Here is a 25,608-nt window from a genome sequence, read left to right on the forward strand (position 1 = left end):
GCCACACCGCACCGCCGCCCGATCGCCGGGCGGGCCGTGCCGGCACCCGGTCGGCGCGGGCGAAAGCGCAGGTCAGGGCGATTGTCAGTGGCCGGGTGCAGGATGGAACGCATGGCAGGCGATCCGCACCCCGCCCTCGGCGGCTTCTCCCCCGCGACCCGCGGCTGGTTCACGGGGGCCTTCTCCGCGCCCACCGCGGCCCAGGCGGGGGCGTGGCGGGCGATCGGCGAGGGCTCGGACGTGCTGGTGGTCGCCCCGACCGGCTCCGGCAAGACGCTGGCCGCCTTCCTCGCCGCCCTCGACCAGCTCGCCTCCACGCCTCCCCCGGCCGACCCGAAGAAGCGCTGCCGGGTGCTGTACGTCTCCCCGCTCAAGGCCCTCGCCGTCGACGTGGAGCGCAACCTGCGCAGTCCGCTCACCGGCATCCGGCAGGAGTCGGTGCGGCTGGGGCTGCCCGAGCCGGAGGTGAAGGTCGGCATCCGCTCCGGCGACACCCCGGCCGCCGAGCGCCGCGCCCTCGCCACGCGCCCGCCGGACATCCTGATCACCACCCCCGAGTCGCTGTTCCTGATGCTGACGTCCGCCACGCGCGACGCGCTGACCGGCGTCGAGACGGTGATCCTGGACGAGGTCCACGCGGTCGCGGGCACCAAGCGCGGCGCCCATCTCGCACTGTCCCTGGAGCGCCTGGACGAGCTGCTGCCCAAGCCGGCCCGGCGTATCGGCCTGTCCGCGACGGTCCGCCCGGTCGACGAGATCGCCCGCTATCTGTCGCCGCGCCGCAAGGTGGAGATCGTCCAGCCGGAGTCCGGCAAGGAGTTCGACCTGTCGGTCGTCGTCCCGGTCGAGGACCTCGGCGAGCTGGGCGGCTCCCCGGCGGCCGACGGCGGCGACGGCGCGGAACGGCCCTCGATCTGGCCGCACGTCGAGGAGCGGATCACCGACCTCGTCCAGGCGCACCGCTCCACCATCGTGTTCGCCAACTCGCGCCGCCTGGCCGAGCGCCTGTGCAACCGGCTCAACGAGATCGCCTACGAGCGGGCCACCGGCGAGTCCCTGGACGAGCACCACTCCCCGGCCGAGCTGATGGGCGGCTCGGGCGCGGCGCACGGCGCGCCCGCCGTCATCGCCCGCGCGCACCACGGCTCGGTCTCCAAGGAGCAGCGCGCCCTGGTCGAGGAGGACCTGAAGGCGGGCCGTCTGCCGGCGGTGGTGGCCACCTCCAGCCTGGAGCTGGGCATCGACATGGGCGCCGTCGATCTCGTGGTGCAGGTGGAGTCGCCGCCGTCCGTGGCCTCCGGGCTCCAGCGGGTGGGCCGGGCCGGGCACCAGGTCGGCGCGGTCTCCACCGGCGTCGTCTTCCCCAAGTACCGCGGCGACCTGGTGCAGGCGGCGGTGGTCACCGAGCGGATGCGCTCGGGAGCCATCGAGTCGCTGAGGGTGCCCGCCAATCCGCTGGACGTCCTCGCTCAGCAGCTCGTGGCGATGACGGCGCTGGACACCTGGCAGGTGGACGACCTGCTCGCCACGGTCCGCCGGGCGGCGCCGTTCGCGTCGCTGCCCGAGTCGGCGTTCACGGCCGTGCTGGACATGCTCGCCGGCCGCTATCCGTCCGACGCGTTCGCCGAGCTGCGCCCGCGCGTGGTGTGGGACCGCGTGGCGGGCACGGTCACCGGGCGGCCCGGCGCGCAGCGCCTCGCCGTCACCTCCGGGGGCACGATCCCGGACCGCGGCCTGTTCGGGGTCTTCCTCGCCGGCTCCGACCCGAAGAAGGGCGGCGGCCGGGTCGGCGAGCTGGACGAGGAGATGGTCTACGAGTCCCGGGTCGGCGACGTCTTCACGCTGGGCACCAGCTCCTGGCGCATCGAGGACATCACCCGCGACCGGGTCCTCGTCTCGCCCGCGCCGGGCGTGCCGGGGCGGCTGCCGTTCTGGAAGGGCGACCAGCTCGGCCGCCCGCTGGAACTGGGCCGCGCGGTGGGCGCGTTCCTGCGCGAGGTCGGCTCCCTGTCCCAGGAGGACGCCCGCCTCCGGCTGCTGACGGCGGGCCTGGACGCGTGGGCCGCCGACAACGTCCTCTCCTACCTCGCGGAGCAGCGCGAGGCCTGCGGCCATGTGCCCGACGACCGGACGATCGTCGTGGAGCGCTTCCGCGACGAGCTGGGCGACTGGCGGGTCGTCGTCCACTCGCCCTTCGGCGCGCAGGTGCACGCCCCGTGGGCGCTGGCGCTCGGTGCCCGGCTCTCCGAGCGGTACGGCATGGACGCGCAGGTCATGCACGCCGACGACGGCATCGTGCTGCGGCTGCCGGACGCCGACCTGATGGGCCTGGACCTCCTCGACCAGGAGCCCGCCCGGGCCGGCACGCAGTACGACGCCGAGCAGGCGCCCGTCGGGGCGGGGGACGTCGTCTTCGACAAGGGCGAGGTCGACCAGATCGTCACCGACCAGGTCGGCGGCTCGGCCCTGTTCGCCGCCCGCTTCCGCGAGTGCGCCGCCCGCGCCCTGCTGCTGCCCCGCCGCAGTCCGGGCAAGCGCACCCCGCTGTGGCAGCAGCGCCAGCGCGCCGCGCAGCTGCTGGAGGTCGCCAGCGAGTTCGGCTCGTTCCCGATCGTCCTGGAGGCGATCCGCGAGTGCCTCCAGGACGTCTTCGACGTGCCCGGACTGGTCGAGCTGATGGGCGACATCGAGTCCCGCAAGGTCCGCCTGGTCGAGGTGACCACACCGGAGCCGTCCCCCTTCGCGCGCTCCCTGCTGTTCGGCTACGTCGCGCAGTTCCTGTACGAGGGCGACTCGCCGCTCGCCGAGCGCCGGGCCGCCGCGCTCTCGCTGGACTCCCGGCTGCTGGCCGAACTGCTCGGCCAGGCGGAGCTGCGCGAGCTGCTGGACGCCGAGGTGCTGGCCGAGCTGGAGCGGGAGCTGCAGTGGCTGACCGAGGACCGCCGGATCAAGGACGTCGAGGGCGTCGCCGACGTGCTGCGGCTGCTCGGCCCGCTCACCGACGCGGAGCTGGCCGAGCGGGGCGCGGAACCCGGCTGGGCCGAGGAGCTGGCCGGGGCGCGCCGCGCCATCCGGGTCCGCATCGCCGGCACCGGCCACTGGGCCGCGATCGAGGACGCGGGCCGGCTGCGCGACGCGCTCGGCACGGCGCTGCCGGTCGGCGTCCCGGAGGCGTTCACCGAGCCGGTCAAGGACCCGCTGGGCGACCTGCTCGCCCGCTATGCCCGCACCCACGGCCCGTTCACCTCGGCCACGGCCGCCGCCCGCTTCGGCCTGGGCGTCGCGGTCACCGACGGGGCACTGCACCGGCTGGCCGGGGCGGGCCGGGTCGTCCAGGGCGAGTTCCATCCGGCGGGCATCGGCCAGGAGTGGTGCGACGCGGCGGTCCTGCGGCGGCTGCGGCGGCGTTCGCTGGCCGCGCTGCGGCACGAGCTGGAGCCGGTGCCGCCGGCCGCGCTGGCGCAGTTCCTGCCGCAGTGGCAGCACATCGGCAAGGGCCACGGCCTGCGGGGCGTCGACGGACTGGTGCGCGCGGTCGAGCAGTTGCAGGGCGCCTCGGTGCCCGCCTCCGCGCTGGAGAAGCTGGTCCTGCCCTCCCGCGTGACGGACTACAGCCCGGCGATGCTCGACGAACTCACCGCGGCCGGCGAGGTCGTGTGGGCGGGAGCGGGCGCGCTGCCCGGCAAGGACGGCTGGGTCTCCCTCTACCTCGCCGACGCGGCCCCCCTGCTTCTGCCGCCGCCGCACCCGCTGGAGCTGACGCCGCTCCACCAGTCGGTGCTGGACGCCCTGTCAGGCGGCTACGGACTGTTCTTCCGTCAGATCGCCGACCAGGTCCGCGCGACCACCCACCCGGAGGCGACCGACCCGCAACTGGCCGACGCCCTCTGGGACCTGGCCTGGTCGGGCCGACTCACCAACGACACGCTCGCCCCGATGCGGGCCCTGCTCGGCTCGGGCCGCACCGCCGGGTCCACGGCGCACCGCGCCAAGCGCACCGTCCCGCGCGGGCGTTACGGCTCGCTGACCGCCGCCGCCCGCACCGCCTCCCGCACCGGCCCGCCGACCGTCGGGGGCCGCTGGTCCCTGCTGCCGGGCCGCGACACCGACGCCACCGTGCGCGCCCACGCCCTGGCCCGCACCCTCCTCGACCGGCACGGTGTGGTCACCCGGGGAGCGGTGTCCGCCGAGGGCGTGGAGGGTGGTTTCTCGGCGGTGTACCGGGTGCTGTCCGTCTTCGAGGAGAGCGGCCAGGCCCGGCGCGGCTACGTGGTGGAGGGGCTGGGCGCGGCCCAGTTCGCGATGGACGGCGCGGTCGACCGGCTCCGCGCGGCGGCCAACGCCCGCGAGCGGGGCGAGGGCCTGTCCGGCACGGAGTTCGGACGCGGCGGCGCGCAGGACGCCTTCGGGTCGTTCCCCGCCGCCCCGCCGTCCACCGCCTTCGAGCAGCCCCCCGGTCTCGCACAGGGCAACGGCTTCGACCAGGACAGCGGTTTCGCACCGCCCCTCGCTTCCCGACCGCCCGACGGGTCCGCGCCGTCCGACGGGCCCGTGCCGCCCGACGTTTCCGCGCCGTCCGACGGGTCCGGACCGTCCAGCGGCTTCGGGCTGCCCGACGGCTTCGGCGCGGACCTCGACGGCGACTTCGACTGGCTCGACGCCGAGCGCGGCGCGCCGGGCGGCCGTACCCCGCCCCGGGGCTTCGGCTCCCCCGGCTACGGCGGCCCGAGGGGCGGAGACTCCGGCGGTCCCCGTACCTCCGGCTTCGGAGAGCGGCGGGGACGCGGCGGCGCGGCCGACTCCCGGGCGATCGTCCTCGCCGCCGCGGACCCCGCCAACGCCTACGGGGCGGCCCTGCCCTGGCCCGAACCGCCGACCGGCGCCGGGCACAAGCCGGGCCGCAAGGCGGGCTCCCTGGTGGTGCTGGTGGACGGCGAACTGACGCTCTACATGGAGCGCGGCGGGAAGACCCTGCTGGCGTGGCCCGCCGACCCGGACGGCTCGGTCACCGACGACCCACGCCTGAGAGCCGCCGCCGAGGCCCTGGCCACGGCCGCCCGCGCGGGCTCCCTCGGCACGGTCACCGTGGAGCGCGTCAACGGCGCCGCCGCGCTGACCTCCCCCATCGGCGCCCTGCTGGAAGGAGCGGGCTTCATCGCCACCCCGCGCGGACTGCGCCTTCGCGCCTGACCGGACCCGACATGACCGAAGTGACCCCCTACGTCGAAGCAGACCCGCACGCAGAAGCGGACCGGTACGCCGAAGCGAGCCCGCGCCCCGAAGCAGACCCGTACGCAGAAACGGACCCATGCGCCAAAGCGAGTCCGCGCCTCGAAGCGGACCCGCACCTGATCGACACCGCGGCAGCGGAGGCGGCCGAAGCGCCGCCGCACAGCCGCGTGTCACCCTTGAGCCATGCCCGAAGGTGACACGGTCTGGCAGGCCGCCCGGCGGCTGCACGAGGCGCTCGCCGGCCGGGTGCTGACCCGCAGCGACTTCCGGGTGCCGCAGTACGCCACGGTCGACCTCTCCGGCCGCACCGTGCTGAACACGATCGCCCGCGGCAAACACCTGCTCACCCGCGTCGAGGGCGGCCTGACCCTGCACACGCATCTGCGGATGGAGGGCGCCTGGAAGGTGTACGGCGACGGCGAGCGCTGGAAGGGCGGCCCCGCCCACCAGATCCGCGTCGTCCTGGCCACCGCCGGACGCGCCGCCGTCGGCTACCGCCTCCCCGTGCTGGAACTGCTGCGCACCAGCGAGGAGGACCGCACGGTCGGCCATCTCGGCCCGGACCTGCTCGGCCCCGACTGGGACCCGGACCTCGCCCTGGCCAATCTCCTGGCCGACCCGGCACGGCAGCTCGGCGAGGCCCTGCTCGACCAGCGCAATCTCGCCGGCATCGGCAACGTCTACAAGAGCGAGCTGTGCTTCCTGCTCGGAGTGACCCCGTGGCTGCCCGTCGGCGCCCTGCCCGCCGACCGCGCCGCCAAGCTGCCGGCCCTCGCCAAGAAGCTGCTGGAGGCCAACCGGGACCGGGTGGTGCGCCGGACCACCGGCCTGCGCGGCCAGGATCTGTTCGTCTACGGCCGGGCGCCCCGTCCCTGTCTGCGCTGCGGGACCTCCGTCCGGGTGGCCGACCAGGGCGACGGCGCCCAGGAGCGCCCCACCTACTGGTGTCCCACCTGCCAGAAGGGCCCCGCCCCACCGCCCGGCTCACCCCAGAGATGGCGCGACCGCTACCGCCGTACGGACAGGTGACGCCGTCCGGTCGCCGAACCACCGCGGCTCACACCGCCGCGTCCACGCCGTCCGCTCCCGTGTCCCCCTCAGCAGCCACGCCCTCCACAGTCACGCCGCCCGCAGCCACACCGTCCGCAGCCACGCCTTCGGCATCCGCCGTCCTCGCGGCCCCCTCGTCGTCACCCCCGTCGACGGCCCCAGCCGCCGCACGCCCCGCAGCCCTCCCCGCCGCCTTCCCCTCGCCCTTCGGCACACAGTGCACCGGCAGCACGCTCACGCCCCAGCCGCCCGCCGTGATCGCCCCCTCGAGCACGCCCGCGTCCCTGGAGAACACCAGCCGCAGCACCGCCCACCACCACACCGCGCCGAGCCCCAGGGCGGCGCACCAGCGGACTGCCGGCCCAGCCGTCGCACCCACGCACCCACCTCCAGCCCGACGCTAGAACGCCGCCCACGCCCACAGGAGGGCGCACCGGGGTACGCGGGGGCGCTCGCTCACGCGTCAGCGCCGGTCGAGCGCACCGCGGCCCGGCCTCCACCATCACCGCACGGCACCCCCGCGGCAAACGCGCCGGACACCCGGGGCGACGACCGCGTCCCGCAGCACACGCACGAAGGCCCCGGCCAGGTCTCCCCCGGGGTCTCCCGGAGAGCCCCGGCCGGGGCCTCACGAACGCAGGCGTCAGTGCACGCGCGTGCGGCAGGTCACGCCGCGACCACGTCCACCGCCTCGGCGGGCGCCTTGATGGTCACCCGTTCCGGTGGCACACCGGTCACCGACACGGAACCCAGCATCGGGCGAACCGGCGTGGGCACGCTCTCGGTGGCCGCAGCAGACTGGGCCAGCTCGGCGAGGGCGAGCTCGTCGCTCACTTCCCTCATCAGCTCGGACATCCGTACGTCCAGCGCGTCGCAGATCGCGGAGAGCAGCTCGGAGGAAGCCTCCTTCTGCCCCCGCTCCACCTCGGAGAGATAGCCGAGCGAGACTCGGGCGGACGAGGAGACTTCGCGCAGAGTACGGCCCTGGCGTTGGCGCTGCCGACGCAGCACGTCACCCAGCAGGCGACGGAGCAGAATCATCGGTGGCTCCCTCCTCGGACCGCGTAGCCGCATCCTTCACGCCCCACCGTACCGCCTCGCGCTGCGGCCGTGCGGGGAGCGATGTCGTGTTCACTCAGGGCTGCAAACATCAAAACCCCCCGTTCCGTTCCGTATCCTGTGCCCGCTCATTCCCAGTCTGTTCGCCCGCAATCCGCTCCAGGAGCAGTGCGAGTACGCTCCGTACACTCTCCATACGAATTTCCGCCCGGTCGCCGTTCAACCGCAGCGCGGCCGTTTTCCCGTCGCACGAGGCGCCGGAACCGGCCCCCGCGGGCCCGCTCACGGCCACGAAAACCGTCCCGACGGGCTTGCCGTCCTGGGGGTCCGGGCCCGCCACACCGGTGGTCGCGATGCCCCAGTCGGCGCCGAGCGCCGTGCGCACACCCGCCGCCATCTCGGCCGCGACCTGCGGATCCACCGCACCGCGCTGCGCCAGCAGGGTGGCGTCCACCCCGAGCAGCCGATGCTTCAGCTCCGTGGCGTAGGCGGTGACGGAACCCCGGAAGACCTTGGAGGCCCCGGGCACCGAGGTGATCTCGGCCGCGACCAGTCCACCGGTCAGCGACTCGGCGACGGCGACCGTCTCGCCCCTCACCGTGAGTAGGTGCACCACTTCGGTGGCCGGCGAACTCACCCTTGCGACTCCTCCAACGCCGCGCGGCGCTCGGCGATTCCCCGCCGCCGCAGCACGATGGCCTGCCGCACATAGTCCAGTCCCGTCACCACGGTCAGCACCACGGCGGCGGCCATCACCCAGAACCTGAGGCTGGCCAGCCAGCCCGTCAGCGCCAGCACGTACATCCCGACGGCGACGCCCTGGGTGAGGGTCTTCAGCTTGCCGCCACGGCTGGCCGGGATGACGCCGTAGCGAATGACCAGAAAACGCAGCAGGGTGATGCCGAGTTCCCGGCCGAGGATCACTCCGGTCACCCACCACGGCAGATCGCCGAGGCCGGACAGACAGATCAGCGCCGCGCCCATGATCGCCTTGTCGGCGATCGGGTCGGCGATCTTCCCGAAGTCGGTGACGAGGTTGTAGGTCCGTGCCAGATGACCGTCGAACAGGTCGGTGATCATGGCGATGGCGAAGGCGGCCCAGGCGAAGGAGCGCCACGCCGGGTCGTAGCCGCCGTCGGCCAGCATCAGCGCGACGAAGCCGGGCACCAGGAGCAGCCGCAGCATCGTCAGCAGATTGGCGACGTTCCACACGCTGGCCTGGTTGACGGCGGCGGCCGTGATCTTCCCGCCGCGCGGGGTCCGGCCGCCGTCCTGCTGGGGCGCGCCGCCGCCCGCCGGGCGGGAGGCGGCTTTGGAGGCGCCGGAATCACCGGAGCCGAGACGGGCGGTGCCCAAAGGCCCAGAGGTCCCGGAGGTCCCAGTGGTCCCGGAGGCCCCGGGGGTCTCCAGGGCGCCGGTGGCGCCGCGCGCGTCGGCGCGGCCGGCGGCCGCTCCCTGCGCGCCGGAGGAACCGCCCGCCGCGGATGCCGGGACTCCGGTCATCTGCCCGTCTCCTCACTACACGCGAACGCGCCCGTCAGCGGCTCGGCCACCAGGTCGACACCCTCCGTACCGACCACCTTCGCCTCGACCATACGGCCGGCGGTCAGTCCCTCGGCGTCGGTGAGCCGCACCTGGCCGTCCGTCTCCGGAGCCTGGTGCTCGCCCCGGCCGAGGGCGCCCTCCTCGGCGTCCACGGACTCCACGAGTACCCGCACCGTCTCGCCCAGGCGCTCCTCGGCGCGCTGGGAGACGAGTTCCTCGGCCAGCCGCGAGATGTGCGCCAGCCGCTCGTCGACGACGTCCTGGTCCAGCTTGTTCTCGTACGTCGCCGCCTCGGTGCCCTCCTCGTCGGAGTAGCCGAAGACGCCGATGGCGTCCAGCCGGGCGCCGTTCAGGAAGCGCTCCAGCTCGGCGAGGTCGGCCTCGGACTCGCCGGGGAAGCCGACGATGAAGTTGGAGCGCACGCCGGCCTGGGGCGCCTTGCTCCGGATGGTGTCGAGCAGCTCCAGGAAGCGGTCGGTGTCGCCGAAGCGGCGCATGGCGCGCAGCACGCCCGGCGCGGAGTGCTGGAAGGAGAGGTCGAAGTAGGGGGCGACCTTCGGGGTGGAGGTCAGCACGTCGATCAGGCCGGGGCGCATCTCGGCCGGCTGGAGGTAGCTGACCCGCACCCGCTCGATGCCGTCGACCTCGGCCAGCTCGGGCAGCAGGGACTCCAGGAGGCGGATGTCGCCGAGGTCCTTGCCGTAGGAGGTGTTGTTCTCGGAGACCAGCATGATCTCCTTGACGCCCTGCTCGGCCAGCCAGCGGGTCTCGTTCAGCACGTCGCTGGGGCGGCGGGAGATGAAGGAGCCGCGGAAGGACGGGATGGCGCAGAACGAGCAGCGCCGGTCGCAGCCGGAGGCGAGCTTGACGGAGGCGACCGGGGAGCCGTCCAGGCGGCGGCGCAGGGGTGCGCGCGGTCCGGAGGCCGGGGCGACGCCCTCGGGCAGGTCGGCGGGGCCGTGCCCGGGCAGGGCGACGGCGGCGCCCGCCTCCTGGCGCTCGGCCGGGCTGATCGGCAGCAGCTTGCGGCGGTCGCGCGGGGTGTGCGCGGCGTGGATGCCGCCGCTGAGGATGGTCTGGAGGCGGTCGGAGATGTCGGCGTAGTCGTCGAAGCCGAGCACGCCGTCGGCCTCGGGCAGGGCCTCGGCCAGCTCCTTGCCGTACCGCTCGGCCATGCAGCCGACGGCGACGACGGCCTGCGTTCTGCCGTGGTCCTTGAGGTCGTTGGCCTCCAGGAGGGCGTCGACGGAGTCCTTCTTGGCGGCTTCCACGAAGCCACAGGTGTTGACCACGGCGACGTCCGCGTCCGCGGCGTCCTCCACGAGCTGCCAGCCGTCCGCCTCCAAACGGCCTGCGAGCTCCTCCGAGTCCACCTCGTTACGGGCGCAGCCGAGAGTGACGAGTGCGACGGTACGGCGTTCAGGCATGGGCTCAAGACTACTTCGTCTCCGCTGCGGCCCACGTCGAAGGGGTTGGCCGATCTTGGCCAACCCCTTGTCCGCGTGCCCTGCCGGGCCCCTGCTCACGGGCTATCCGACCTGCGGGTCGCCCTTGGTGTACGTGAGGCGTTCCACTGCGCCCGGCTGGAACTGGTCCTCGATCTTCTTGCCGTTGACGTACAGCTCGATGGCGCCGGCGTCGCCGAGAATCAGGTTGATCTTGGTGTTGTCCTGGAAGGTCTTGGACTCGCCCTTGTTCAGCAGGCCGTCGAAGAGCATGCGGCCGTTGTGGTCCTTGGCGGAGATCCAGCTGCGGCCGTTGGGGGCGCTGACCTGGACGGTCACCTTGTCCTGGGGGGCGGCCGCGATGGCGCTGTCGGACGGGGCGGGCTTGGGGTCGGCGGGCTTGGTCTTCTTCGGGGCCGGCGCGGCGGAGGTGCTGGTGCTCGCCGTGGCGCCCTCGGCGAGCTGCGTCTTGTCGGAGCTGTCGCCGCCACCGCCCTTGACGGCGGTGAAACCGACGAATCCGATCACGACGACGATCGCGGCGACCATGGCGGCGGTCCAGTTCGGTCCGCGCCGCTCGGGGCGGATACGTTCCGCCTCGAAGAGGGGGGCGGCCGGGGTGGGCGCGGGCCGGCCGCCGTGCTCGGCGGCGTACTGGTCGAGCAGCGGGGCGGGGTCGAGATGGACGGCGCGGGCCAGGGTCCGGATGTGTCCGCGGGCGTAGACGTCGCCGCCGCAGGGGGCGAAGTCGTCGGCCTCGATGGCGTGCACGATGGCGATGCGGACGCGGGTGGCGGTACTGATCTCGTCGACGGTCAGGCCGGCGGCGAGCCGCGCGTCCTTCAGGACACGGCCGATGGAGGGGCGGGCTTCCTCGGAAACGTCTTCGAACGGACGCTCGTCTTCAGGGGAGTTGCCGATGGACACGGGGGCGCCTTTCGAGCGTGTAGCCGCCTGTGCTGGACATTCAGTCTAGGGGTGTGCCAAAGGGTGGAGCGACCCGGCGGTACGACTTTGTACGCCATCGGAATGGCCGGTCAATCCGATGGCGGGACAGCTGCGAAACCCGTGGTGGGACTTGGTGGGGCCCACACCGGACCTCTTGCTGAACTGGACGTGCGGCCGGCGCGAAGGGTTGCCCGCCGGCGGCTAACGGGACGATCACGAAAACCGTCCGCCCGCAAGCCGCGGCGGGCGAAGCCGCCGGAGGGACTGCTCCCCCTCGCCTACCCCTCGGACTCTCCCCGAATCAGCGCCAGTACACCGTCCAGGTCGTCGGGTTTCACAAGAACGTCACGCGCTTTGGAGCCCTCGCTGGGGCCGACGATGTTCCGGGACTCCATCAGGTCCATGAGCCGTCCGGCCTTGGCGAAGCCGACGCGCAGCTTGCGCTGGAGCATGGAGGTGGACCCGAACTGGGTGGAGACGACCAGCTCGGCGGCCTGGCACAGCAGGTCGAGGTCGTCGCCGATGTCCTCGTCGATCTCCTTCTTCTGCTTGCTGCCGACGGTGACGTCGTCCCGGAAGACGGGCGCCATCTGGTCCTTGCAGTGCCGTACGACGGCGGCGACCTCGTCCTCGGTGACGAAGGCGCCCTGCATCCGGGTGGGCTTGCTGGCGCCCATCGGCAGGAACAGCCCGTCGCCCTTGCCGATCAGCTTCTCGGCGCCGGGCTGGTCGAGGATGACGCGGCTGTCGGCGAGCGAGGAGGTGGCGAAGGCGAGGCGGGAGGGCACGTTCGCCTTGATCAGACCGGTGACGACGTCGACCGAGGGCCGCTGCGTGGCGAGCACCAGGTGGATGCCGGCGGCGCGGGCGAGCTGGGTGATGCGCACGATGGCGTCCTCGACGTCGCGCGGCGCCACCATCATCAGGTCGGCCAGCTCGTCCACGATCACCAGCAGGTACGGGTACGGCTGCAGCTCGCGCTCGCTGCCCTCGGGCGCCTTCGCCTTGCCGCTGCGGACGGCGGCGTTGAAGTCGTCGATGTGCCGGAAGCCGTACGCGGCGAGGTCGTCGTAGCGCAGGTCCATCTCGCGCACCACCCATTGCAGCGCCTCGGCGGCCCGCTTGGGGTTGGTGATGATCGGCGTGATCAGATGCGGGATGCCCTCGTAGGCGGTCAGCTCGACCCGCTTGGGGTCGACCAGGACCATCCGGACGTCCTCCGGGGTCGCCCGCATCATGATCGAGGTGATCAGGCAGTTGATGCAGGACGACTTGCCAGAGCCGGTGGCGCCGGCGACCAGGATGTGCGGCATCTTCGCGATGTTCGCCATCACGTAGCCGCCCTCGACGTCCTTGCCGAGCGCGACCAGCATCGGATGGTCGTCCTCGGCCGCCGCGGCCAGCCGCAGCACGTCGCCGAGGTTGACCATCTCCCGGTCGGTGTTGGGAATCTCGATGCCGACCGCGGACTTGCCGGGGATCGGGCTGATGATCCGCACATCGGGGCTGGCGACGGCGTAGGCGATGTTCTTCGTCAGCGCGGTGATGCGCTCCACCTTCACGGCGGGCCCGAGTTCGACCTCGTAGCGGGTGACCGTCGGGCCGCGGGTGAAGCCGGTGACGCGGGCGTCGACCTTGAACTCGGTGAAGACGGTGGTGAGCGATTCGACGATCGCGTCGTTGGCGGCGCTGCGCGCCTTGCCGGGGCCGCCGCGCTCCAGCAGGTCCAGGGCGGGCAGGGCGTAGGTGATGTCGCCGGACAGCTGGAGCTGTTCGGCGCGGGGCGGCAGGTCGCGGGTCGTCTCGGCGGGCGGGCTCTTGGTGAGGTCGGGCACGCCGCCGGTCGGCTCCTCGCGCGCGGGCCGGGGGGCCGGCGCCTCCGCGCGGGCCTTCGCCGCCGGGGCGTCCTGCTCGGGACGCGCGGCGGGAACGGGCGTGGGAGCGACGGCCGGAGCCGAAGCGGAGGCCGGGCTCGGCGTGGGAGTCGGCGTCGGTGCCGAGGACTCCCCGCGCTCGGCGCCCGCGGTGACGCCCTGGGTGAGGTCCGCGACGACCGGCGAGGGCGGCATGCCGTGCAGCACGGCGCCGTCGAGCGCGGCGGCGGCAGCGGCGGCGACGTCCACGGCGTCCAGCCGCTGGTCCATGTCGGGCTGCGGCACGGCGGAACGCCGGGGCCGGCCGCGCCGCTTGGCCAGCGCCTCCTGCTCGACGCCCTCAGGGTTGTACCCCTGGGGGGCGCTCCGCCGCTTGCGGGGGCGCGCGGGCAGCGCCTCGCGCCACTGGTCGTCGTAGCGGGCGTCGTCCTCGGTGTACTCGGTGTACGCGTCGAACTCGTCGTCCTCCGGGTCCGGCAGCAGGCCGAGCTTGACCCCGAGCAGCCGCAGCCGCTGCGGGATGGCGTTGACCGGGGTGGCGGTGACCACCAGCAGGCCGAACACGGTGAGCAGCACCAGCAGCGGCACGGCCAGCATCTCGCCCATCATGTACGTCAGCGGGGTGGCCGCCCCCCAGCCGATGAGGCCGCCGGCGTCCCTTATCGCCTGCATGCCGTCGCTGCGGGCCGGTGAGCCGCAGGCGATGTGCACCTGCCCGAGCACGCCGAGGACGAGCGCGGACAGGCCGATGACGATACGGCCGTTGGCCTCGGGCCTCTCCGGGTGCCGGATGAGGCGTACGGCGATGATGCCGACCAGGATCGGCACGAGCAGGTCCAGCCGCCCGAAGGCCCCGGTCACCAGCACCTCGACCAGATCGCCGACCGGCCCGCGCAGATCGGCCCAGGTGCCGGCGGCGACGATCAGGGCGACGGCGAGCAGCAGCAGGGCGACGCCGTCCTTGCGGTGCGCGGGGTCGAGATTCCGGGCGCCCTGCCCTATCCCCCGGAACACGGCGCCGACGGCGTGCGCAAGCCCCAGCCAGAGGGCGCGCACCACCCGGTACACGCCCCCGGTCGGACTCGGCGCGGGCCGGGCCGCGGGCCGGGCGGCGGCCTTCTTGGCGGGCGCCTTACGGGCGGGGGCCTTCTTCGCGGGGGGCCTTTTCGCAGCGGCCTTCTTCGCCGGAGCCTTGGAGGGAGCGGCCGCCTTCTTGGCGGGCTGCTTCTTGGCTGCGGAGGGACGTGAGGCCATAGGTGTGAGATTACCGGTGGAGAGGACGCCGGACACGTGTGCGCCCGCCTTCACCCGTTCGTGTCGCCCGCGCAGAGACGCCAAGCTGACGCGACCTCACCAGGGCCGCCAAGCCGCCGATTCGCCCCGGCTCACCCGGCCCGTCGGCCGCTCGACCCGACAAGTGGCGAAAACGGGCCACCCGTTGCGGCTCCTAAGGCCGAACATGGCCCAACCCAACCACTCATAACGCCCCCCCACCCATCGCCGGGCAGACAGCCGCTCCCTCAGCAAGCCCACCGCGCACCCGCCCACGCCACCACCCCACCCGGCCGCCACGGCCGGCCCGCGCCCGCCCCCAAGGAGGCCAACCCGCCCCGGCAGCCACCGACCCCTCCCGCCCCCCGCCGGCACCCCGCCCGCCCTCAGCCCCACCAGCGCCCCCGACCCCCGACCGGCCCCCGATCCCCGGCCGGCGACCGACCCCGCCCGGCACCCCTCAAGAAGGCACCGAAGCCCCGCTCCCCGTCCCCGGTTCCAGCGCGTCCAGGGCCCGGCGCAGGCCGGTCAGCTTCCGTTCGAGGTGCGCCGCCGTCGCGACGGCGGCCGCGTCCGCGGACTCGTCGTCCAGCTGCTTGGACAGCGCCTCGGCCTGTTCCTCGACGGCGGCCAGGCGCGCGGACAGCTCGGCGAGCAGGCCGGCGGACTCCTTGCCCTCGCCGGTGCCGCCCTCCTTGCCGCCGCCCTCCAGCTGGAGGCGGAGCAGAGCGGCCTGCTCCTTGAGCTGGCAGTTCTTCATGTACAGGTCGACGAAGACCGAGACCTTCGCGCGCAGCACCCACGGGTCGAACGGCTTCGAGATGTAGTCCACCGCGCCCGCAGCGTACCCGCGGAAGGTGTGGTGCGGGCCGTGGTTGATCGCGGTGAGGAAGATGATCGGGATGTCCCGGGTCCGCTCCCGCCTCTTGATGTGCGCGGCTGTCTCGAATCCGTCCATGCCCGGCATCTGCACGTCCAGCAGAATGACCGCGAAGTCGTCCGTGAGCAGTGCTTTGAGCGCTTCCTCCCCGGACGATGCCCGCACCAGCGTCTGATCGAGCGCAGAGAGGATGGCCTCCAGCGCCAGCAGATTCTCCGGCCGGTCATCGACCAGGAGGATCTTGGCCTTCTGCACCATGGCCCGCCCTCCTCGCCCCGGCTTGGGGCCGCCCCTGTCCGCAGGAACCGGGGAGGCACCGGCGGGTGCCGCCCCAGGGGACGACTCCCGTGAGCCGTCCGTCCTTGTGCCGGTCATCGTAGCCGCACCCCGCCCGTCGCCACACCCTGTCACCGCGATGTCACTGTGCACGTAGCGGAAACGGAGCGGGAGACGAGAAGGTTCCCCGATTCCCGCACTTCTACACGGCTCCGGGCGCCCGGAGTCGATGACTCCGCCCGCGTCCCGAAGCCTGCCGCCCCGGCACTTACGCCACTTCCTCCCCTGCCCCGTGTTCCCCGGATCACTCCCGTTCCGTACGTCACTCCCCCCGCATCCACTGCTCCATCACGGACAGCAGATGGTCGGGGTCGACCGGCTTGGTGACGTAGTCGGAGGCGCCCGAGCCGATCGCCTTCTCCCGGTCGCCCTTCATCGCCTTCGCGGTCAGCGCGATGATCGGCAGCCCGGCGAACTGCGGCATCCTGCGGATCGCCGTCGTCGTCGCGTAACCGTCCATCTCGGGCATCATGATGTCCATCAGGACGACCGCCACGTCGTCGTGCTGCTCCAGCACCTCGATGCCCTCGCGGCCGTTCTCGGCGTACAGCACCGACAGGCCGTGCTGCTCCAGGACGCTGGTCAGGGCGAAGACGTTGCGGATGTCGTCGTCGACGATGAGCACCTTCTCGCCGCCGAACCGGATGTCCCGGTGCGCCTTCGCCGCGGCTTCGGCCTCGGCGGCCGTGGCGGACGTACCGGCCGGCCCCGGCTCCCGCTCGTCCTCGTACTCCTGGCCCTGGCCCTGCCCCTGGCCCGGTTCCTGCTGCCGGCCGGCGGGCAGCGCCTTGCGGCGGCGGCGGAACAGCGCGGCCGCGCCGTTCTGCGTCTCCTGGTACGACTTCACCTCGGCCGGCGTCTCCACCTCGGCCGCCGAGAGCTCGGACAGCTCCGAGAGGCCGGGCAGTTCGGACAGGTGCGGCTCGGCGGCCGCGACCAGCTCGTCGGCGTCGAGCGCGGAGGCGGGCTGCTGGTAGCCGTGCGGCGGCAGCTCGCCCGGGTGCAGCGGCAGGTACAGGGTGAACGTGGAGCCGCGGCCCGGTTCGCTCTGCGCGTGGATCTCGCCGCCGAGCAGCTGGGCGATCTCCCGGGAGATCGACAGCCCGAGGCCCGTGCCGCCGTACTTGCGGCTGGTGGTGCCGTCGGCCTGCTTGAACGCCTCGAAGATCACCCGCATCTTGCTGGCCGCGATGCCGATGCCGGTGTCGGTGACGGAGAACGCGATCATGTCCGCCTCCGGGTCGGTGAGCGACCCGGCCTCCAGCAACTGCTCCCGGATCGCCTGCGGCACGTCGTCCCGCGCCGGGCGGATCACCAGCTCCACCGACCCGGAGTCGGTGAACTTCACCGCGTTGGACAGCAGGTTGCGCAGCACCTGGAGCAGCCGCTGCTCGTCGGTGTGCAGCGTGGCGGGCAGCTCCGGCGAGACCCGCACCGACAGGTCCAGGCCCTTCTCGGCGGTCAGCGGCCGGAAGGTGGCCTCCACGTAGTCGATCAGCTGGACGAGGGCGATGCGCGTCGGGGAGACGTCCATCTTGCCCGCCTCGACCTTCGACAGGTCCAGGATGTCGTTGATCAGCTGGAGCAGGTCGGAGCCCGCGCCGTGGATGGTCTCGGCGAACTCCACCTGCTTCGGGGAGAGGTTCCCCTCGGCGTTGTCGGCGAGCAACTTGGCCAGGATCAGCAGGGAGTTCAGCGGCGTGCGCAGCTCGTGCGACATGTTGGCCAGGAACTCGCTGCGGTAGCGCATGGAGACCGCGAGCTGCTCGGCGCGCTCCTCCAGGACCTGCCGCGCCTCCTCGATCTCGGAGTTCTTCGCCTCGATGTCCCGGTTCTGCTGGGCCAGCAGCTCGGCCTTCTCCTCCAGTTCGGCGTTGGACGCCTGCAGCGCCTTCTGCCGCTGCTCCAACTCCTCCGACCTCAGGCGCAGTTGCTCGGTAAGCTCCTGGGACTGCTTGAGCAGCTGCTCGGTCTTGGTGTTGACGGAGATGGTGTTGACGCTGGTCGCGATCATCTCCGCGATCTGGTTCAGGAAGTCCTTCTGGATCTGCGTGAACGGCGTGAACGAGGCCAGCTCGATGACGCCGAGGACCTTTCCCTCGAACAGCACGGGCAGCACGATCACCTGGGCCGGTGGGGCCTCGCCGAGCCCGGAGGCGATCTTCAGATAGCCGCTGGGCGCGTCCGTGACGAGGATCGTGCGCTTCTCCTCGGCGGCCGTCCCGATCAGCGCCTCGCCCGGCCGGAACGACGTCGGCATGGAGCCCATCGAGTAGCCGTAGGAGCCGAGCATGCGCAGCTCGTAGGCGTTGTCCGGGTCGCCGCCGAGGTCGCTGCCGTCGGCCGGCGGCATGGCGACGAAGAACGCGCCGTGCTGCGCGGACACCACCGGCGTCAGCTCGCTCATGATCAGCGACGCCACGTCCTGGAGGTCCCGGCGGCCCTGCATCAGCGCCGAGATCCGGGCCAGATTGCCCTTGAGCCAGTCCTGCTCCTTGTTGGCGATCGTGGTGTCGCGCAGGTTGGCGATCATCTTGTTGATGTAGTCCTGGAGTTCCTGGATCTCGCCGGACGCGTCCACGTCGATCTTCAGATTCAGGTCGCCGCGGGTCACGGCGGTCGCCACGCGCGCGATGGCGCGCACCTGCCGGGTCAGGTTCCCGGCCATCTCGTTCACCGACTCGGTCAGGTCCCGCCAGGTGCCGTCCACGTCCCGCACCCGCGCCTGCCCGCCGAGCTGCCCCTCGGTGCCCACCTCGCGGGCGACCCGGGTGACCTCCTCGGCGAACGAGGACAGCTGGTCGACCATCGTGTTGATGGTCGTCTTCAGCTCCAGGATCTCCCCGCGCGCGTCGATGTCGATCTTCTTGGTCAGGTCGCCCTTGGCGATGGCGGTGGTGACCATGGCGATGTTGCGCACCTGACCGGTCAGGTTGGACGCCATCTGGTTCACCGACTCGGTGAGGTCCTTCCAGGTGCCGGCCACGCCGGGGACGTACGCCTGGCCGCCCAGGATGCCGTCCGTGCCCACCTCGCGGGCCACCTTGGTGACCTGGTCGGCGAACGAGCTGAGCGTCTTGACCATGGTGTTGAAGGTGTCGGCGAGCTGCGCGACCTCGCCGCGCGCCTCGATCGTCACCGTCCGCGTCAGGTCGCCGTTGGCGACGGCCGCCGCCACCTGGGAGATGTTGCGCACCTGCATGGTCAGGTTGTTGGCCATCAGGTTGACGTTGTCGCTGAGGTCCTTCCAGATGCCGACCACGCCCGGCACGTGCGCCTGCCCGCCGAGGATGCCCTCCGTGCCCACCTCGCGGGCCACTCGCGTCACCTGCTCGGCGAAGGAGGACAGCTGGTCGACCATCGTGTTGACGGTGGTGACCAGCTCCAGGATCTCGCCCTTGGCGTCGACGGTGATCTTCTTCGACAGGTCGCCCTTGGCGACGGCGGTCGTGACCTCGGCGATGTTGCGGACCTGGATGGTCAGGTTGTTCGCCATGAAGTTCACGGACTGGGTGAGGTCCTTCCAGGTGCCGGCCACCCCCTGCACCTCGGCCTGGCCGCCGAGGATGCCCTCGGTGCCCACCTCGCGGGCCACGCGCGTGACCTCCTGCGCGAACGAGGAGAGCTGGTCCACCATCGTGTTGAGGGTGTTCTTCAGCTCCTGGATCTCCCCGCGCGCGTCCACGGTGATCTTCTGGGAGAGGTCGCCGCGGGCCACGGCGGTGGCGACCTGGGCGATGTTGCGCACCTGCGAGGTGAGGTTGCCGGCCATGCCGTTCACCGAGTCGGTCAGGTCGCGCCACACCCCGGCCACGCCGGGCACCTGCGCCTGGCCGCCGAGCCGCCCCTCGGTGCCCACCTCACGGGCCACCTTGGTGACCTGGTCGGCGAAGGCGGAGAGCTGGTCGACCATCGTGTTGATGGTGTTCTTCAGCTCCAGGATCTCCCCGCGCGCGTCGACGTCGATCTTCTGCGACAGGTCGCCGCGCGCCACCGCCGTCGTCACCTGCGCGATGTTCCTCACCTGACCGGTGAGGTTGGACGCCATGGAGTTGACGGAGTCGGTCAGCTCCTTCCAGGTGCCCGACACGCCGTCCACGCGCGCCTGGCCGCCGAGGCGGCCCTCGGTGCCCACGTCCCGCGCCATCCGGGTCACCTGGTCGGCGAACGAGGACAGCTGGTCCACCATCGTGTTCACGGTGTTCTTCAGCTGGAGCATCTCGCCGGAGACGTCCACGGTGACCTTCTGCGACAGGTCGCCGTTGGCCACCGCCGTCGTCACCTGCGCGATGTTCCTCACCTGACCGGTGAGGTTGCGGAACGCGGTGTTGACGGAGTCGGTGAGGTCCTTCCAGGTGCCCGCCGCGCCCGGCACCTGCGCCTGGCCGCCCAGCTCGCCCTCGACGCCGATCTCCCGCGCCACCCGCGTCACCTCGGCGCCGAACGCCGAGAGCTGGTCCACCATGCCGTTGACGGTGTTCTTCAGCTCCAGCATCTCGCCGGCCACGTCGACGGTGACCTTCTGCGACAGGTCACCGCTGGCCACCGCCGTCGTCACCGCGGCGATGTCACGCACCTGGGTGGTGAGGTTGCGGAACACCGTGTTGACGGAGTCCGTGAGGTCCTTCCACGTCCCGGCCACACCGGGCACGTTCGCCTGCCCGCCGAGCCGGCCCTCCGCTCCGACCTCGTTGGCCACGCGCGTGACCTCGTCCGCGAAGATCCGCAGCGTCTCGGTCATCTGGTTGATCGTCTCGGCCAGCCGCGCGACCTCGCCGCGCGCCGGGACGGTCACCTTCTGCGACAGATCGCCGTTGGCGACCGCCGTCGTCACCTGGGCGATACCGCGCACCTGAGCCGTCAGATTGCCGGCCATCAGGTTCACCGAGTCGGTGAGTTCCTTCCAGGTGCCGTCCACCCCCGGCACATGCGCCTGGCCGCCCAGGATGCCGTCCGTGCCCACCTCGCGGGCGACCCGCGTCACCTCCGAGGAGAACGCGGAGAGCTGGTCGACCATCGTGTTGACGGTGTTCTTCAGCTCGAGCATCTCGCCGGCGACGTGCACCGTCACCTTGCGCGACAGATCGCCCTTGGCCACCGCCGTCGTCACCAGCGCGATGTCGCGCACCTGAGCGGTCAGCCGCGACGCCATGGTGTTGACGGAGTCGGTGAGGTCCTTCCAGGAGCCGGACAGACCACGCACCCGCGCCTGCCCGCCCAGCTTCCCCTCGGTGCCCACCTCACTGGCCACCCGGGTGACCTCGTCGGTGAACGTCGACAACTGGTCGACCAGATTGTTGACCGTCCGCCCGACCTTCAGGAACTCGCCGCGCAACGGATGTCCCGTGCCCTCGGCGGACTGGGTGCGCAGCTCCATGCGCGGCGAGAGATCGCCCTCGGCGACCGCCGACAGCACCCGTCCCACCTCGGAGACGGGCCGTACGAGATCGTCGACGAGCGCGTTGGAGTTCTCGATCGCCGCCGCCCAGGAGCCCTCGCAGGCGCCCGTCTCCAGCCGCTCGGTGAGTTTTCCCTCACGGCCGACCATGCGCCGCACCCGCGCCAGCTCGCCCGTCAGGTGCAGATTGCGGTCGGCCACCTCGTTGAAGACCGCGGCGATCTCCGACATCACGCCGTCGCCGGACACCGTGAGCCGCTTGCGGAAGTTCCCGTCCCGCATCCCCACCAGCGCGGCCAGCAGCCGGTTCAGGGCGGCCGTGTCCACCGCGGTGGTGCCGCCGCGCGGTGCGCGCCGGCCGGTCAGGGACGATCCGGACGGTCCGCCTTTCGCGCGCGTCTTAGTGCCCCGCGTCGCTGCGCCAGACTCCACTGTGTCCCTCCCGCAGGGGTCGACCTTCACTGCTGTGCTGACGGCACTACGGCTAGTAGTACCTACTGATCGGCGTATCAGTTACCGCCGCGTACGTCTGCCCGATGCGACCAGGCCACACGAAAGGGCTGCCTACCCGCAAGCGGAGAACGCACCCCGCCCGACCGAACCGACACCATGAGCCTGCCCAGTGTTTCACCCCCACCGAACCAGGCCATAACAGTTCGGCAGCTTCGCACACCGTCCGCACACCCTCCGGGCGAAATCACCGATGACCGGCATCCGCACGGGCGGCGAAGGTAAGTAACCTTGCATGCGGCTGTCCAGCCGCGCCGGTCCGGCCGGCCATGGGCGGTGGCACGGAAACGAGCGGGCATCGGAGGGCGGCCGCACACAATGACCACCGGAGTGATCCCCGGGGAACAGCCCCCGGAGCCGCGGCCGCAGGGCGCGCAGCTGCCGGAGCAGCGCGGCGAGCCGCGCGGCCCCGAGGACCCGCCTGTCGACAACCGGACGAGGAGTTCTGTGATCACCGCGCGCGCGGCCGCCAGTTTCGAGCCCCTGGGACGATCGGTCGCGACCGCCCGCTCCTTCGTCCGCGACACCCTCCAGGGGTGGGGCTTCGGCGACATCGTCGACGACGCCGTGGTCCTCACCAGTGAACTGGTCACCAACGCCGTCGTCCACGCCGGCACCGCCGCCGACGTGCTGTGCCTGCGCAGTGACGAAGGGGTACGGATCGAGGTCTGCGACCGCTACCCCGAACGTGAGATCCCCCTCCAGGGCGCCGCCGTCGACATGGGCAGCCCCGACCGCGAGGGCGGCCGCGGCCTGCAGTTGTGCGCCGCCCTGGCCGGCCGCTGGGGCGTCGAGTACACGCCCACCCACAAGATGGTCTGGTTCCAACTCGACCTGCCCGCACGCCCGGTCGGCACCCGCGCCGCCGGCCCCGCGCTGCCCGCCGAACTCCTCCCGCTCGCCGACGGCCGGGTCCGCGTCGCCGTCGTCCAGATCGACCGCGGCGGCACCATCACCGCCTGGAACGAGGACGCCGAGGAACTCTTCGGCTACGCACCGGAACTGGTCGTCGGCAAGCCGCTCACCGATCTCGCGGCCTGGCCGCACACCCCCGGCACCGGCACCGGCATCGCCGAGGCCCTCCGACTCTCCCGCTGGGAGGGCAGCTACGGCATCCGCGGCGCCCACGGCCGCGTCATCCCCGTCTACGCCTCCCATCTGCGCGTCCGCGACACCGGCGGCGAACCCTCCACCGTCTGCCTGCTCGTGCGCGACCACGAACGCGCCGTCCTGCAGACCCCGTTGCGCGTCCCGGCCAGCGGGGACACGGGCGCCGGAGCCGACGGCTCCGCCACCGACCCGTTCGAGGTCTTCATCGGCTCCCCGGCCCCCGACGACCTCGACGGCCTCCTCCAGCGCACCGTGGAACGCGCCCGCGACATGCTCGACGGCGACGCCGCCTTCCTGCTGCTGGCCACCGACGACGAGACCGAACTGGAGGTCCGCGCCTCCACCGGCCTGCCCTCCGCCCGCCAGCGCTTCGCCCGCGTCCCCGTCGAGGCCGGCCCCGGCCGCTACGGCTCGGCCCGCATGCCCGCCGTCCACGACGACCTCAGCGCCACCCCCGCAGCCGTCCCGCTGCTCGGCGGCACCGGCATGCGCTCGGTCGTCACGGTCCCGCTGAAGGTCGAGGGCCGCCTCACCGGCTCACTCGGCGTCGCCGCCGAAGCCCCCGGCCGGTACTCCAACGAGGAGGCGCTGCGCCTCCAGTTCGCCGCCGACCGCATCGCCCTGGCCGTCGAATCGGCCCGCCTCGGCGAGCTGGAGCGGCTGCGCCGCGGCTCCCTCAGCTTCCTCGTCGAGGCCTCCGACCTGCTGGCCGGCACCCTGGACCGCGACCAGACCCTCGCCCTGATGGCGCAGATGACGGTCCCCACCCTCGCCACCTGGTGCGCCGTCTACACCATCGCCGACCAGGCCTCCGAGCCCTACCTCTCCTACGTCCTGCACGAGGACGAGGAACTCATCGACGGCATCAAGTCCCTGCTGTCGAAGATCGCCCCGCCCGACCCGGTGCCGACCCCCGGAGCCCGCGTCTGGTCCGCCCCCGGCGAGGCCGCCCACCAGGCCGCCCTGCGCAGCTCCATGCGCAGCCTCAGCCTCGGCGACTCCCACCACCGCATCGGCAGCACCATCGGCCCCACCCTCGCCACCGCCGCCGCGGTCGGCGGAGAGACCGTCGTCCTGCCCCTGGTCGCCCGCAACCGCGTCATCGGCATGCTCACCCTCGGCAAGCCCACCGACGACCACTTCCGCCAGGAGATCCTGGAACTCGCCGAGGACCTCAGCCGCCGCGCCGCGCTCGCCCTGGACAACGCCCGCCTGTACTCGGAGCGCACGGCCATCAGCCAGTCCCTCCAGCGCAGCCTGCTCCCGCCCGGCCTGCCGCAGATCGACGGCGTCGAGGTCGACGTCATCTACCGCGCGGCCGGCGAGGGCAACGAGGTCGGCGGCGACTTCTACGACCTCTTCCCGATCCGCGACGGCGCGTACGGCTTCGCCATCGGCGACGTCTGCGGCACCGGCCCGGAGGCCGCGGCCGTCACGGGCCTGGCCCGGCACGCGCTGCGCCTCCTGGCCCGCGAGGGCTACGGCGGCCCGGCCGTGCTGGAACGCCTCAACTCCGCCATCCTGGACGAGGGGGCCCGCAGCCGCTTCCTCACCCTCCTCTACGGCGAGCTGTGGCCGCAGGAGGACGGCAGCGCCCATCTGAAGGTGGTCTGCGCCGGCCATCCGCTGCCGCTGCGCCTGCGCCAGGACGGCTCGGTGGAACCGGCCGCCGAACCGCAGCCGCTCCTCGGCGTCATGGAGGACCTGGAGCTGTACGAGCAGTCGGTGGTCTCCTGGAGCCGGGCGACGTCCTGCTGTGCGTCACGGACGGCGTCACCGAGCGCCGCGAGGGCACGCGGATGTTGGGCGACGACGGCCTCGCCGACGTCCTCACCACGTGCACGGGGCTGACGGCCGGCGCGGTCGCGGCCCGCATCATGCGCGCGGTGGAGCGTTTCGCCTCGGACGCGCCGTCCGACGACATGGCGATCCTCGCGATGCGCGTGCCGGAACTCCCGAGGGACTGAGCCCTGCGGCGACTTCGGAGTACGAGCTTCGGGATACGAAAAAGGCCCCGCCCGGAAGGGCGAGGCCTTTTCTCTTCGGAGCCCCCAAACGGAATCGAACCGTTGACCTTCTCCTTACCATGGAGACGCTCTGCCGACTGAGCTATAGGGGCCGGTCGCCTTTTTCGAGGTTTCCCTCGCGGCAACGGAATAGATCATACCCCGAATCCGGCCGTGCTCCCAACCACGATCGGTCCGCCCAGCGCGTTGCACGCCGACACGATCCGCTGCATCTCCCGCCGCGTCAGCGAGGCGTCCACGGGCAGCGCGAGCGTCTCCTCGGCGGCCCGCTCGGTCTCCGGCAGCGACAGATACCGGCGGAACGCGGGCAGTCGGTGCACCGGCGTCTTGACCGGCACCCGGCAGTCGACTCCCCTGGCCCGTACGGCGCGTGCGAAGGCGTCCCGGTCCGGCCGCCCGTTGCCCGGCACCCGCACCACGTACTGCTGGTAGGTGTGCCCGGCGCCGGCCTCGGGCGTGCGCACTCCGCGCAGCTTCGCGTCCAGATAGGCGGCCCGCTCCCGGCGCTGCGCCGTCTCGTCGTACGGCGCGTCAGACTCCCTGTGCTCCAGCACCAGCAGCCCGTGCCGCCGCCCCACCTCGCCCAGCCGCCGGGCGTCGGCCGGCCGCCCGAAGCGGTGGACGACAACGACGGCCGCCGTCCGGGGAGTGACGGCCGCTTCGACCGCGGTGGCGTCGAGACAGTAGGTCACCGGGTCTATGTCGGCGAAGACCGGCTGCGCCCCGGCCTGTATCACCGCTTCGGCGACCTCCACATTGCCGAACGCCGGTACGACGACCTCGTCACCGGCACCGACGCCGGCGGCCCTGAGCAGTGCGGTAGCCCTCATGGCGCAGATGCTCGTAGCGCAATGTGAACGGCGCGTGACGGCAAACAAAAAAGGGTTGGACCCGGAACCGAAGTTCGGGGTCCAACCCTTTG

At 72.5% G+C, this 25,608-nt stretch carries 12 protein-coding genes, 1 tRNA gene and 1 pseudogene; 3 read left to right on the forward strand and 11 right to left on the reverse strand.

Going from position 1 to position 25,608, the window contains the following annotated elements; all coding sequences use genetic code 11:
- Nucleotides 1–111 precede the first annotated feature (111 nt).
- Nucleotides 112–5,190: an ATP-dependent helicase gene (locus K7787_RS00970; RefSeq protein WP_223000115.1), complete on the forward strand. Its 5,079-nt coding sequence runs from the start codon at nucleotides 112–114 to the stop codon at nucleotides 5,188–5,190.
- Nucleotides 5,191–5,415: 225 nt separating this feature from the next.
- Nucleotides 5,416–6,261 (forward strand): Fpg/Nei family DNA glycosylase, encoded by an 846-nt coding sequence (locus K7787_RS00975; RefSeq protein ID WP_223000116.1) that lies wholly within the window; start codon nucleotides 5,416–5,418, stop codon nucleotides 6,259–6,261.
- Nucleotides 6,262–6,289: 28 nt separating this feature from the next.
- Here the strand turns inward: K7787_RS00975 and K7787_RS00980 are convergent, their stop codons facing one another.
- The 9 genes from K7787_RS00980 to K7787_RS01020 form a co-directional block, all read right to left on the reverse strand.
- Nucleotides 6,290–6,661 carry a hypothetical protein gene (locus K7787_RS00980; protein ID WP_223000117.1) on the reverse strand — a complete coding sequence of 124 codons (372 nt, stop codon included), beginning with the start codon at nucleotides 6,659–6,661 and terminating at the stop codon, nucleotides 6,290–6,292.
- Nucleotides 6,662–6,948: 287 nt separating this feature from the next.
- Entirely contained in the window at nucleotides 6,949–7,323 is a 375-nt protein-coding gene (locus K7787_RS00985; protein ID WP_019981938.1) for a helix-turn-helix domain-containing protein, read from the reverse strand.
- A 109-nt stretch (nucleotides 7,324–7,432) separates the two neighbouring features.
- The gene (locus K7787_RS00990; RefSeq protein WP_009191014.1) at nucleotides 7,433–7,978 is read right to left on the reverse strand and encodes a CinA family protein; all 546 of its coding nucleotides are present in this window, start codon (nucleotides 7,976–7,978) and stop codon (nucleotides 7,433–7,435) included.
- Nucleotides 7,975–8,844 (reverse strand): CDP-diacylglycerol--glycerol-3-phosphate 3-phosphatidyltransferase, encoded by an 870-nt coding sequence (pgsA, locus tag K7787_RS00995; RefSeq protein ID WP_223000118.1) that lies wholly within the window; start codon nucleotides 8,842–8,844, stop codon nucleotides 7,975–7,977. The genes K7787_RS00990 and pgsA overlap by 4 nt, the downstream gene beginning before the upstream one ends.
- Nucleotides 8,841–10,313 (reverse strand): 30S ribosomal protein S12 methylthiotransferase RimO, encoded by a 1,473-nt coding sequence (gene rimO, locus K7787_RS01000; protein WP_169436578.1) that lies wholly within the window; start codon nucleotides 10,311–10,313, stop codon nucleotides 8,841–8,843. The genes pgsA and rimO overlap by 4 nt, the downstream gene beginning before the upstream one ends.
- A 102-nt stretch (nucleotides 10,314–10,415) precedes the next feature.
- Complete coding sequence (locus K7787_RS01005) at nucleotides 10,416–11,258, reverse strand: helix-turn-helix domain-containing protein (protein ID WP_019981942.1); 843 nt, start codon at nucleotides 11,256–11,258, stop codon at nucleotides 10,416–10,418.
- 299 nt (nucleotides 11,259–11,557) lie between these two features.
- Nucleotides 11,558–14,407 carry a DNA translocase FtsK gene (locus K7787_RS01010; protein WP_223000119.1) on the reverse strand — a complete coding sequence of 950 codons (2,850 nt, stop codon included), beginning with the start codon at nucleotides 14,405–14,407 and terminating at the stop codon, nucleotides 11,558–11,560.
- Nucleotides 14,408–14,885: 478 nt separating this feature from the next.
- On the reverse strand, nucleotides 14,886–15,563 hold the full coding sequence (locus K7787_RS01015; RefSeq protein WP_009191009.1) for a response regulator: 678 nt from the start codon (nucleotides 15,561–15,563) through the stop codon (nucleotides 14,886–14,888).
- A gap of 340 nt (nucleotides 15,564–15,903) precedes the next feature.
- Nucleotides 15,904–21,471: a HAMP domain-containing protein gene (locus K7787_RS01020; protein WP_223000120.1), complete on the reverse strand. Its 5,568-nt coding sequence runs from the start codon at nucleotides 21,469–21,471 to the stop codon at nucleotides 15,904–15,906.
- A 396-nt stretch (nucleotides 21,472–21,867) separates the two neighbouring features.
- Here K7787_RS01020 and K7787_RS01025 point away from each other — a divergent pair.
- Nucleotides 21,868–24,626, forward strand: a pseudogene (locus K7787_RS01025) (SpoIIE family protein phosphatase).
- Between the two features lie 79 nt (nucleotides 24,627–24,705).
- Here K7787_RS01025 and K7787_RS01030 read toward each other — a convergent pair.
- Together K7787_RS01030 and K7787_RS01035 are read right to left on the reverse strand one after the other, a co-directional pair.
- Nucleotides 24,706–24,778: transfer RNA gene (locus K7787_RS01030), tRNA-Thr, on the reverse strand.
- Between the two features lie 42 nt (nucleotides 24,779–24,820).
- Nucleotides 24,821–25,564, reverse strand: coding sequence for a DegT/DnrJ/EryC1/StrS family aminotransferase (locus tag K7787_RS01035; protein WP_282107213.1), 744 nt, complete (start codon nucleotides 25,562–25,564; stop codon nucleotides 24,821–24,823).
- Nucleotides 25,565–25,608: the final 44 nt, after the last annotated feature.

Origin of the sequence: Streptomyces sennicomposti (assembly GCF_019890635.1) — a bacterium.
Classification (GTDB): Bacteria; Actinomycetota; Actinomycetes; order Streptomycetales; family Streptomycetaceae; genus Streptomyces; species Streptomyces sennicomposti.

What these genes read in the sequence shown, in the direction of transcription:
- K7787_RS00975 (WP_223000116.1), top strand. Translation starts at nt 5,416, where the DNA reads ATGCCCGAAGGTGACACGGTCTGGCAGGCCGCCCGGCGGCTGCACGAG.
- rimO (WP_169436578.1), bottom strand. Translation starts at nt 10,313, where the DNA reads ATGCCTGAACGCCGTACCGTCGCACTCGTCACTCTCGGCTGCGCCCGT.
- pgsA (WP_223000118.1), bottom strand. Translation starts at nt 8,844, where the DNA reads ATGACCGGAGTCCCGGCATCCGCGGCGGGCGGTTCCTCCGGCGCGCAG.
- K7787_RS00985 (WP_019981938.1), bottom strand. Translation starts at nt 7,323, where the DNA reads ATGATTCTGCTCCGTCGCCTGCTGGGTGACGTGCTGCGTCGGCAGCGC.
- K7787_RS01010 (WP_223000119.1), bottom strand. Translation starts at nt 14,407, where the DNA reads ATGGCCTCACGTCCCTCCGCAGCCAAGAAGCAGCCCGCCAAGAAGGCG.
- K7787_RS00970 (WP_223000115.1), top strand. Translation starts at nt 112, where the DNA reads ATGGCAGGCGATCCGCACCCCGCCCTCGGCGGCTTCTCCCCCGCGACC.
- K7787_RS01015 (WP_009191009.1), bottom strand. Translation starts at nt 15,563, where the DNA reads ATGGTGCAGAAGGCCAAGATCCTCCTGGTCGATGACCGGCCGGAGAAT.